The sequence below is a fragment of the Streptomyces sp. Act143 genome (genome assembly GCF_003143935.1).
GTDB lineage: Bacteria > Actinomycetota > Actinomycetes > Streptomycetales > Streptomycetaceae > Streptomyces.
Map to the genome: position 1 here is coordinate 733,620 of NZ_QFRX01000001.1, position 11,153 is coordinate 744,772.

Below are 11,153 nucleotides of genomic sequence, written 5' to 3' on the forward strand. Positions count from 1 at the left end.
CACGTCAGGCCGCGCGTCCCGCCGGCCGCCGTACCGCCCGCGCGGCCAGCTCCACCGGCAGCACCGTCGCCGCCGTGCCCAGGCACAGGGCCCACTGCCCCGCGTCCAGCGGAACCGTGCCGAAGACCGTGCGCGCCCACGCCACGTGGACGGCGACCACCTGCACGGCGAGCATGCCGGCCAGGCACAGCCACAGGGTGCGGTTGCGCAGCTGGTGGCGGCCCAGCAGGGGGCCGTCGTCGGCGCGGGCGCACAGCGAGTTGAAGAGCTGGAACAGCACGAACGTGGTGAAGGCCATGGTCAGCGCGGTGTCCGTGCCGACCCGGTCGCGGGCCAGGGCGAGCAGGCCCACCGTGCCGAGGGCCATGACGGCACCGGCCCGGGTGATGGCCATGAGGCGACGGGCGTCCAGGATGCGCTCCGCCGGGTCGCGCGGCGGATGCCGCATCACGTCGTCGCGGGCCGGGTCGACGGCCAGGGCCATGGCGGGCGGCCCGTCCATGATGATGTTGATCCACAGCAGCTGGGCCGCGGTCAGCGGGGCGGGCAGGCCCGCCAGCGAGGCGCCCAGCAGGGTGAGGATGGCGCCGATGTTGGTGGCGAGCTGGAAGCGGACGAACTTGACGATGTTGTCGTAGATGGCCCGTCCCTCGCGGACGGCCCGCACGATGGTGGAGAAGTCGTCGTCGGTGAGGACCACGTCGGCGGCCTCCTTGGCCACGTCCGTGCCGGTGCGGCCCATCGCGACACCGATGTGCGCGGCCCGCAGCGCGGCCGCGTCGTTCACCCCGTCGCCGGTCATGGCGACGATGTGGCCGCGGCTCGTCAGGGCTCGTACGATCACCACCTTGTGCTCCGGGGCGACCCGGGCGAACACCCCGATGCCGTCGATGCGCGCGGCGAGCTCGGCCTCCGTCATCCGGTCCAGCTCGGCGCCGGTCACCACGTCCCCGGCGATGTCGAGTTCGCGGGCGATCGCCGCCGCGGTGTCGGCGTGGTCGCCGGTGACCATCTTCACGGCGACGCCCGCCGAACGGCACAGCGCCATGGCGTCCCGGGCCTGGGGACGCGGCGGGTCGGCGATCCCGGCGACCGACACGAGGGTCAGCGGGGGCAGTGCCGTCGCGTCCGGCGGGTCGTCGGTGACCGCGGTGGCCGCGCCGAGCACCCGCAGGCCCGAGCCGCCGAGTTCGGCGGTGACGGCGAGGACCCTCGCCCGCTGCCCGGCGTCCAGCGGGCGCACGCCGTCCTCGGTGAGGATCTCGGCGCACCGCTCCAGCAGGACGTCCACCGCTCCTTTGACGTGGACGCGGGTGCGGCCGTCGGGGTCGGTGTGGAAGGTGGCCATGAACTTCGTGGCCGCGTCGAAGGGCAGCTCACCGGTGCGCGGCAGCTCGGCCCGCAGCCCGTCGGCGTCCATGCCCGCCTTCGCGGCGAGGACGACGAGGGCGGCCTCCGTGGGGTCGCCGACATAGCCCTCGTCGGTGAGGCGGGCGTCGTTGCAGAGGACGAACGGCAGCACCGCGTCGAGGAGCCGCCCGGCCGGGCCCTCGGCACCATGGACGACACCCTTGGTGCCGTACCCCTCACCCGTGACCTCGTGCAGCCGGCCGGCCGTCCAAAGGGCCCGGACGGTCATCTCGTTGAGCGTCAGCGTGCCGGTCTTGTCGCTGCACACGACCGTCGCCGAGCCGAGCGACTCCACGGAGGCGAGCCGTTTGACGATGGCCCCGCGGCGGGCCATCCGGTGCACGCCGAGCGCGAGGGTGAGGGCCAGGACGGCGGGCAGGCCCTCGGGGATCGCGGCGACGGCCAGGGCCACGGCCCGCAGCGCGAGGTCGGCGAGCGACTCGCCCTCGACGAGGGCGACGATCGCGTAGACGGCGACCGCGATGCCGCTGAGCAGCGCCAAGCGCCGTCCCAGGCTGTCCAGTTGGATCTGGAGGGGGCTGGCCGGTTCGGGCCCGGTGCGCAACGACTCGGCGATCGCGCCGAGTTGGGTGCGCATGCCGGTGGCCGTGACGACCATCTCCGCGCGGCCACGGGTGACGGCCGTGTTCATGAACAGCATGCCGGTGCGCTCCGCGAGGGGCACCGGGCCGGTCGCGGCGGTGTTCTTGGCGACCGGCTGGGACTCGCCGGTCAGGGCCGCCTCGGCGACCTCGACCGACTCGGCGACGGTCAGCCGTCCGTCGGCCGGCACCCGGTCGCCCGCCTCCAGCAGGACCACGTCGCCGGGGACCAGGGTGTGCGCCTCGACGAGGCGTTCCTCGCCGTCGCGGCGGACCCGGGCGGTGGGCACGAGCATCCTGCGCAGCGCCTCCAGGCTGCGCTCGGCGCGGCGTTCCTGGAGGTAGCCGAGGACGGCGTTGATCTGCAGGACGACGGTGATGACCAGGGCGTCCTTGACGTCTCCGATGGCTCCGGCGACGACCGCGGCGATGAGCAGGATGCCGATGAGCCAGTTGCGGAACTGGTCGAGGAACTTCAGCCATTCGGGCCGCCGGGCGGGCTCGGCCAGCCGGTTGGGGCCGCAGTCGGCCGCGCGCTCGGTGGCCGCTGCCGCGCTCAGACCGGTCGCCGGGTCCACGCCCAGGCGGGCGGCGGCTTCCACGGCGTCCAGTTGGTGGACTTCGGGAAGGGCCGGGACGGTCGAGGGGGCGCTCACGGCCGTTCCTCCCCCGACCGGACGACGGCGACCGGGCAGTCGGCGTGGTGCAGCACGGCCTGGCTGACCGAACCGAGGAGCAGCCCCGCGAATCCGCCGTGGCCGCGTGCGCCGACCACAAGGAGCCCGGCCTCCGACGTCGCCTCGATGAGGCTGTGCCGGACACGGCCGCGCACCAGCCTGCGGTGGACGGCGACATCGGGGTACTTCTCTCGCAGTCCCCCCAGTGCCTCGGAGAGCACCCGCTGCTCCTCGTCGCGCAGCCGGTCCTCGTCGTAGGTCACGAAGGGCGGGTCGGCGGGGCCGTCGTAGGCACGCTCGGTGCGGGTGTTCCAGATGTGCAGGGCGATCATGTCGGTGCTGTGCAGGGATGCCTGGGCGAAGGCGAACTCGACGGCGCCGCGGGAGGCGGGGGAACCGTCGACGGCGAGGAGGACCGGCCCTGCCGGGCGGGGACGGCCGCGGACCACCAGCACCGGGCAGGCGGCGTGCGCGGCGAGGTGACCGGCGGTGGAGCCGAGGAGCAGGCTGCCGAAGCGGCTCAGGCCACGGCTGCCGACGACGGCCAGCGAGGCGGTCCGGGACTCGGCCTCCAGGACCAGCACCGGTTCACCGACGACGACCTCACGCTCCACCGCCACGCCGGGCGCGGCCTTCCGGGCGCGCCGTTCGGCCTCGGTGAGCGTGCCGTCGATCAGCTCGCGCAGACCGGCGGCGCCCGGGGTCCAGGGCGCCGCACCGGTGGGCGGCACGTGGGCGGCGGGCCAGCCGAAGGCGTGCACCAGGCGGAGCCCCACGCCGCGCAGCACGGCCTCGCGCGCCGCGACGGCCACGGCCGTCAGGCTCGACGGTGAACCATCCACTCCCACCACGACGGGACCGCTCATCGCTCTCCCCTTCTCCGGCTGCCCTGCCCGCGCGAGCCCCTGTCCGGCCTCCCCCCGGGGGCAGGTGCGCGTGGCCGGGCATCCTGTGCGCCGATGCGACGGCCGGGCGGTTCTCGCCTCGTCACTCCTTCGTCCTCCCAGCCTCGGCCCGCCGGCCTACCGCGCACAGGGCCGTCCGGGCCAGCGGAACGCCCCATCCGGCCCTCGCCCGCCCGGCGCCGCGCTCGGACGCTGAAAGCAGGGGGAGCACGCGCGCGGCCGCGTCGGCAGAGGGGCCGCGCCGACAACCGGAGGTGCGTGATGACCGGACCTGTCGTCGTAGGGCTGGACGGATCGCCCGCGAGCGTGACCGCCGCGTGGTGGGCCGCCCGCGAGGCCGTGGACCGAGGTCTGCCGCTGCTGCTGCTCCACTCCTGGACCACCCAGCCGCTCAACGTGCCGGTACCGCAGGAGGCGCTCAGCAAACAGCGCTACGGCGGACAGGTGCTGCAGCGCACCGAGGCCGAGCTGCTGCACCGCCACTCCGGTCTGTCGGTCACCTCGGAGCTGGTGTCCGACCCTGCGGCCCAGGCGCTGCTGGCCGCCGGGGAGACGGCGTCCCTGCTGGTGCTGGGCTCCCGCGGACACGGCTCGGTGGCGAGTTTCCTGCTCGGCTCGATCAGCCTGCACGTCCTGGGGCTCGCCCACTGCCCCACCGTGGTGGTCCGCGCCGGTGACCCCGCCGTCCCGGAGGGGTGGCGGCCCACGGCGGACGACCGGGGCGAGATCGTCGTCGGCGTGCAGCACAACGGGCCGACCATCGCCCCGCTGCTGGAGTTCGCTCTCACCACCGCCCAGCTGCACCACACGCGCGTGCTCGCGGTACGGGCGCTGCCGCTGTCGTCCCTGATGACGCATCCGCAGGCGCTGACCGAACCGGGCGACGAGGCCTGGCAGGCGGTGGAGCACGGGCGGCTGGCCGCCGAACTCGCCCCGTGGCGGGAGAAGTTCCCGGATGTGGAGCTCGAGCAGCGGATCGACCGGGGCGCCCCGGCCCAGGTGCTGCTGGCCGCCTCCGCGCACAGCAGGCTGACCGTGGTGGGCCGCCGCCGGCATCCGTCCCGCGTCACCTGGAAGCTCGGCCCCGTCGCGCACGCGGCCCTGCACCACATGCCGTGCCCGGTCGCCGTGGTGCCGCACGACTGAACACCGTCGACGCGGGGGAGGGCCGTCATGGACCGTACGCCTTGGAGCAAGGAGCTGCGCCGGCTGGGGGCGACCGTGTCCCGCGTGCCGTCGCTCGAGACACTGCTGCTCGCGGACACGGCCGTCGCGCTCACGGTCGGGGGGATCTTCCGCCTGGCCGGGGCGACCGGGCCGGCCGACCTGTGCTGGGCGCTGGGGACGGTCGTCGCCGTCGTGCCGGCGGTGGGCTGGGTGCTGGAGGCGCTGCGGCGCGGCAAGGCGGGCGTGGACCTGATCGCCGTTCTGGCCCTGGGCGGCACCCTGGCCGTGCGCGAGTACCTGGCCGGTGCCCTGATCGCCCTGATGCTGGCCACCGGCCGCACCCTGGAGACCGCGGCGCGGCGGCGGGCCTCACGCGATCTGCGCGCCCTGCTGGCGCACGCGCCGCGCACCGCCCGGCGCCGCACCGGCACGGAGGTGCGGACGGTGCCGTTGGCCGAGGTCGCCGTCGGTGATCTGCTGGTCGTCGGTCCCGGCGAGGTCGTGCCGGTGGACGGACGCGCGGTGGGCTCGGCCGCCGAACTCGACGAGTCGGTACTCACCGGCGAGCCGCTGACCGTGCGCCGGCCGCCGGGCGAGCCGATCCGCAGCGGTGTCGTCAACGCGGGCGGCGCCTTCGAGGTGCGCGCCACGGCGACCGCCGCGGACAGCACCTACGCCGAGATCGTCCGCCTGGCCCGGCGTGCCGGCGCGGAGTCGGCTCCCGTGGTGCGGCTGGCCGACCGGTACGCGGCCTGGTTCCTGCCGCTGTCGGTGGCCGCGGCCGGACTGGCGTGGCTGGTCAGCGGTTCCGCGGTGCGGGCGGTGGCGGTCCTGGTGGTCGCCACACCCTGTCCGCTGCTGCTGGCGGCACCCGTCGCCGTGGTCTCCGGTCTGTCGCGGGCCTCACGGCTGGGCGTGGTGGTCCGGGACGGCGGCGCGCTGGAGAACCTCGGGCGGGCGCGCACCCTGCTGCTGGACAAGACCGGCACCCTGACCGTGGGCCGGCCGCGGGTGATCGACGTGGTGGCGGCACCGGGCTGGCAGCCGACGCAGGTGCTGCGGCTGACGGCGTCGCTCGACCAGTACTCGCCGCACGTCCTCGCCCGCGCCGTCGTGGACGCGGCCCGCGAACGGGGGCTGCGGCTGTCGGTCCCCGTGGACGTGGCGGAGGAACCGGGCCGCGGTGCCGTCGGCACCGTCGCGGGACGCCGGATGGGCGTGGGCCGCCTGGACGGTCGTACCGGCAAACCGGGCTGGGCCCGCGCCGCCGACAACCGGGCCGTCCTCGACGGGGCGACCGTCGTCTGGCTCACCGTCGACGCCCGCCCGGTCGGCGCCGTGCTGCTGCGCGACCCGCTGCGCCACGACGCGCCCCGCACCCTGCGCCGGCTGCGGGCGGCGGGCATCGGGCGGCTGGTGATGCTCACCGGTGACCGCGCCGACCCCGCCCGCGAGGTCGGCGCCGTCCTCGGACTCGACGGGGTGCGCTCCGGGCTGTCCCCCGCCGACAAGGTCGACGCGGTCCGTGCGGAGCGCGGGCGCGCGGTCACCGTCATGGTCGGCGACGGTGTCAACGACGCCCCCGCCCTGGCCGCCGCCGACATCGGTGTGGCGATGGGCGCGTGCGGCTCCACCGCCTCCTCCGAGGCCGCCGACATCGTGCTGACCACCGACCGGGTGGACCGGCTGGCCGACGCGGTCGCCATCGCCGTGCGGTCGCGGCGCATCGCCGTGCAGAGCGCGCTCGGCGGGATGCTGCTGTCGCTCGCCGCGATGGCGGCGGCCGCCGCCGGGCTGCTGGCACCGGCGGTCGGCGCCCTGCTCCAGGAGGGCATCGACGCCGCGGTCATCCTCAACGCCCTGCGCGCCCTGCGCGACGACCGGCCGGACCGGCCGGCGCTCACCCCGTCCGCGGAGTCGCTCATCCATCGTTTCGCCGCCGAACACGACGACCTTCAGGACGTGCTGGAGGCGGTACGCGCCGCCGCCGACCAGCTCTCGGACAGCGCGGGCCCGGCGTCCCTGGCCCCGGTGGCCGAGGTGCACCGGCTGCTCACCCAGCGGCTGCTGCCGCACGAGCACGCCGAGGAGCACCAGCTGTACCCGGCGCTCGCGCCGACGCTCGGCGGCCCCGAGGCCACGGCCCCGATGAGCCGCGCCCACGCCGAGATCGACCGCCTCGCCCACCGCATCGCCACCCATCTCGACCTTGCGGGCCCGGACGGCTCCCCCACCCCGGAGCAACTGGACGACCTGCGGGCCTGCCTGTACGGGCTGCACACCGTCCTGCGCCTGCACTTCGTCCAGGAAGAGGAGAACTACTTCTCCCTCGCGCCCTGATCTTTCTCCCGCTCCCCGGTCCCTTCTCTCGCACGCCGAGGTGATGCCATGAACACCCCCGTGGGGAACTCCGACGCCGTGCTCGACTGCGTGCACCTGGTCCGCCGGTTCGGCGAGCGCACCGCCGTGGACGACGTGAGTGTGCGGATCGCGCCGGGCGAGACGTACGGCCTGCTCGGGCCCAACGGCGCGGGGAAGACGACGACGATCCGGATGGCCTGCGGCCTGCTGCGTCCCGACGCCGGGACGGTGCGCGTCGCGGGCCTGCCGATGACCACGGCCGCCGGACCGGCCAAGAAGCTCATCGGCTTCGTCCCGCAGGACGTGGCCCTCTACCCGGATCTGAGCGTCCGGGAGAACCTGCGCTTCTTCGGCCGCCTGTACCGGCTCTCCCGCCGCGCCCTGGAGCGCCGCGTCGACGAGGTCCTCGACCTCATCGAGCTGCGCGACCGTGCGGGCGACCGGGTGGACTCGCTGTCCGGCGGCATGCGCCGGCGCCTCAACATCGGTGCCGGGCTGGTGCACTCACCGACGCTGCTGGTGCTGGACGAGCCGACCGTCGGTGTCGATCCGCAGAGCCGGCACGCGATCCTGGAGAGCGTCACCCGGTTCGGTGAGGAGGGCATGGCCGTCCTCTACACCACGCACTACATGGAGGAGGCCGAACGGCTCTGCGACCGCGTCGGCATCATCGACCGCGGCCGGCTCGTCGCCGAGGGCAGCCCCCGCGAACTGGTGGCGCTGGTGGCCGAACGCGACCGCGTCCGGCTGTCCGCCGCCGGCAACCTCGCCTCGTACGCGGATGCCTGCGGCCGTTTGGGGCGCGTCGAGGGCGCGGCCCGCACCGGCGATCACGGCGAGGTGGTGGAGCTGGTCGTCAAGGACGCGCGCAGCCTGCTGCCGGACCTGCTCGACCTCGCCCACGAGCAACAGGTCGACATCCGCAGCGTGGAGATCGACGAACCCGACCTGGAGGCGGTCTTCCTCCAGCTGACCGGCACCGCCCTGAGGGAGTGAGGAGCCGTGCGCGTCGTCCTCGCCATCGCCGCCAAGGACCTGCGGCAGCGGCTGCGGGACCGGTCGGCCTGGGTGATCGTGTTCCTGGCCCCGGTGCTGATCTCCGCGCTGATGGCCCTGGCGTTCAACAACAACTCCGAGTTCCGCGCGAACATCGGCGTCGTCGACCTCGACCGCGGCCCGGCCGCCACCGGGCTCACCCAGGTCCTGAAGAGCCCGGAGCTGCGCGGCACGGTCCAGGTGCGGTCCTACGGCGACGAGAGCGCCGCCCGCCGGGCGGTGGACGCGGGCGGTGTGCACGCCGCGATCGTCGTGCCGAAGGGGTTCACCCAGGCACTGCACGGCGGCACCGCCGCACCCGTGCAGGTCCTGGACAGCGTCGACTACGGACTCCAGGCCCAGCTCGCCCGCGCGGTCACCGAGTCCTATGTCGCCCAGGTCAACGCCGACCGGCTCTCGGTCGCCACGGCCGTCGCCGCGGGCGCACCGCAACGGGACGTGCCCGAACTCGCCGCACAGGCGGCCCTGTTGCGGCTGCCCGAGGAGGTGCGGGCGGAGGGACTGCCCGACGACGCGCTCAAGGTGATCAGCTACTTCGGGCCGAGCATGGGCATGTTCTTCGTGCTGTTCACGGTCGGCTTCGGGGCGCGCGGCTACTTCATCGAACAGCAGCAGGGCACCCTCGACCGGATCGCCGCGGCGCCCGTCGGGCGGGGAGCGCTGCTGCTCGGCAAGTCGGTGTCGACGTTCGTGTACAGCCTGGCCGGGCTCGCCACGGTCACGCTGGTGTCGTGGCTCGCGTTCGGGGCGAGCTGGGCGGACCCGCTCGGGGTGGCGGCGCTCAGTGTGGCGATGGCGGTGTGCGTGGTGTGTCTGACCGCGCTGGTCATCGCGCTGGTGCGGACGGAACAGCAGGCGCAGGGGCTGGCCTCCGTCCTCGTCTTCGCGCTCGTGCTGCTCGGCGGCAACTTCGTCTTCGCCTCCGGCACCACTCCGCTGATCCGCCGCCTCGCCCTGTTCACGCCCAACGGCTGGGCGCTGCGCGGCTTCACCGACCTGGGCACCGGGGTGCGCGGCTGGGCGGCGGTGGGCGCCCCGCTGCTGGGCATCGCCGCGTTCTCGGCGGCCGTGGCCGCGGTGACCGCTCTGCTCCTTCGGCTGAGGAGGACGGCATGACCGCTCTCGCCGTGACCCGGGCGACGCTGACACGTGTCCTGCGCGACCGGACCGCCCTGTTCTTCATGGTGCTGCTGCCGATCGCCATCATCGTCGTCATCGGGGTGACCGTCAGCGGCTTCGACCAGTTCCGTATCGGGCTGGTCCCCGCCGCCCGTCCGGGCCCGGTGGCGCAGGAGCTGGCCTCGGACCTCCGGTCCGCGCCGGGCCTGCGGACGCGGACGTACGACTCGGCGCAGGACGCCCGTACCGCGCTGCGCCGCGCCGAGCTGGACGCCGTGGTCGTGGTGCCGGCCGGTCTCGACGCGGACGTACGGGCCGGGCGCGCCGTCGCCGTGCGGGTGCTGGTGGAGCCCACGGGGAGCGCCGGGCACGGGGCCGTGTCCTCGGTGTCGGCCGTGGTCGCCGAGCACGGGGCGCGGCTCCAGGCCGCCGCCTTCGCCGGGGAGCGGATCGGCGGCACCTTCGACGCGAACCTCGCGCTCGCCCGCGGGGCGGAGCGGGTGTCCACGCCGATCGCCGTCCAGGCGCAGACCGTCAACGGCGAGAGCGACTACCTGCCGCTCGGCTACAGCTACAGCACCCCGACCATGCTGGTGCTGTTCGTGTTCATCAACGCCCTGGCGGGCGGCGCGACCATCGTGGCGACCCGCCGCACCGGCGTGTACGCGCGGGCCCTGGCGGCGCCCGTCCCCGCCCGCACCCTCGTGGTGGGCGAGACGCTCGCCTATCTGCTGCTGGCCGTCGCGCAGTCCCTGCTGATCGTCGGCATCGGGGCGCTGGCCTTCGACGTCGCGTGGGGCGATCCGCTGGCCGCGGGTGTCCTGATCGCCGTGTGGGCGCTGGTGGGCACGGGGGCCGGGGTGCTGGCGGGGGCGCTGTTCCGGACGCCGGAGCAGGTGCACGCGGTCGGTCCCGCCCTCGGTATCGGGCTGGGCATGCTGGGCGGCTGCATGTGGCCGCTGGCGCTGGTGCCGGACTGGCTGCGCACGGCCGGGCACGCGGTGCCGCAGGCGTGGGCCGTCGACGCGTGGACGACGCTGCTGTCCCGCGACGGGGACCTGCCCGCCATCCTGGGCGACCTGGCCGTCCTGACGGGCTTCGCGGCCGTGCTCGTCACGCTGGCCTCCCTGGCCCTGCGGCACAGGCTTGTGACCAGCCCCGGCAGTTGACCCCCGACCGGCCCTGCACCTCGGGCCGGTCGGCCCCCGGGGCGACCAACCGGCCCGCGCTGTACTGGAGTTGAGGAACACGCCGGTTCCTCCCCCAGGAGAGGAGTCATGGCATGGCAACGTCACGCACACTGCGGCGGATCGCGCTCATCGGTGCGGTGCTGGCCGTCGGGGCCGCGCTGCCGACGTCCGCGACCGGCGTCCGCACCCGCACCACGGCCAGTGTCTCGACCGTCAGCACGCCCGCCCGGGACGGGAGTCCGAGGTCCACGATCGACCGGGTGGCCGACTTCTACGGCGCCTACATCGACGTGCTGTACGACTCGGGTCGCGGCCGGCTCGCCGATTCCCTGCGCGAGCACTATCTGACGCCACGGCTGCGCGCCGACCTGGCCCGCTGGGAGAAGACGCACCACAAGGACGGCGTCCTGCGCGCCAAGGGTGTCCCGGCCGCCTGGAAGGTCGTCTACAACGACAGCGGGATGGGCCACTGCTGGAGCAGGGTCACGCTCACCTGGGAGGACTCCGGGAACCGGGTCCACCACATGCGGCTGCTGGTCCGCTCCGATCTGGAGACGCAGCTCATCTCCGGTATCCAGATCGCCGCGTGAAGGAGAGCGGCCCAGGAGAGCCGCAGCGCCGACACCGCGGCTCCCGCCGTCTGCCCGCCGGTCCGGAGGCCGGACC

General features: G+C 74.8%; 8 protein-coding genes. 6 read left to right on the forward strand and 2 right to left on the reverse strand.

Annotation, left to right across the window (positions count from 1 at the left end; genetic code table 11):
- Positions 1-4: 4 nt before the first annotated feature.
- Positions 5-2,668, reverse strand: a complete 2,664-nt coding sequence (locus DI272_RS03205) for a cation-translocating P-type ATPase (protein ID WP_109493603.1) — start codon at positions 2,666-2,668, stop codon at positions 5-7.
- Positions 2,665-3,555, reverse strand: coding sequence for a universal stress protein (locus DI272_RS03210; protein ID WP_109493604.1), 891 nt, complete (start codon positions 3,553-3,555; stop codon positions 2,665-2,667). The genes DI272_RS03205 and DI272_RS03210 overlap by 4 nt, the downstream gene beginning before the upstream one ends.
- A 300-nt stretch (positions 3,556-3,855) precedes the next feature.
- On the opposite strand from DI272_RS03210, the gene DI272_RS03215 reads away from it, so the two are divergent.
- The 6 genes from DI272_RS03215 (at position 3,856) to DI272_RS03240 (ending at position 11,077) form a co-directional block, all read left to right on the forward strand.
- Positions 3,856-4,740 carry a universal stress protein gene (locus DI272_RS03215; protein ID WP_109493605.1) on the forward strand — a complete coding sequence of 295 codons (885 nt, stop codon included), beginning with the start codon at positions 3,856-3,858 and terminating at the stop codon, positions 4,738-4,740.
- 27 nt (positions 4,741-4,767) lie between these two features.
- Complete coding sequence (locus tag DI272_RS03220) at positions 4,768-7,101, forward strand: heavy metal translocating P-type ATPase (RefSeq protein WP_109493606.1); 2,334 nt, start codon at positions 4,768-4,770, stop codon at positions 7,099-7,101.
- 48 nt (positions 7,102-7,149) lie between these two features.
- A complete protein-coding gene (locus tag DI272_RS03225) occupies positions 7,150-8,118 on the forward strand; it encodes an ABC transporter ATP-binding protein (protein WP_109493607.1) in 969 nt (322 codons plus the stop codon).
- A gap of 6 nt (positions 8,119-8,124) precedes the next feature.
- Complete coding sequence (locus DI272_RS03230) at positions 8,125-9,294, forward strand: ABC transporter permease (protein ID WP_109493608.1); 1,170 nt, start codon at positions 8,125-8,127, stop codon at positions 9,292-9,294.
- Positions 9,291-10,466 (forward strand): ABC transporter permease, encoded by a 1,176-nt coding sequence (locus DI272_RS03235; RefSeq protein WP_109493609.1) that lies wholly within the window; start codon positions 9,291-9,293, stop codon positions 10,464-10,466. Before DI272_RS03230 ends, DI272_RS03235 begins: the two co-directional genes overlap by 4 nt.
- Positions 10,467-10,579: 113 nt before the next feature.
- Positions 10,580-11,077: a hypothetical protein gene (locus tag DI272_RS03240; RefSeq protein ID WP_258314451.1), complete on the forward strand. Its 498-nt coding sequence runs from the start codon at positions 10,580-10,582 to the stop codon at positions 11,075-11,077.
- The last annotated feature ends 76 nt before the right edge of the window (positions 11,078-11,153 follow it).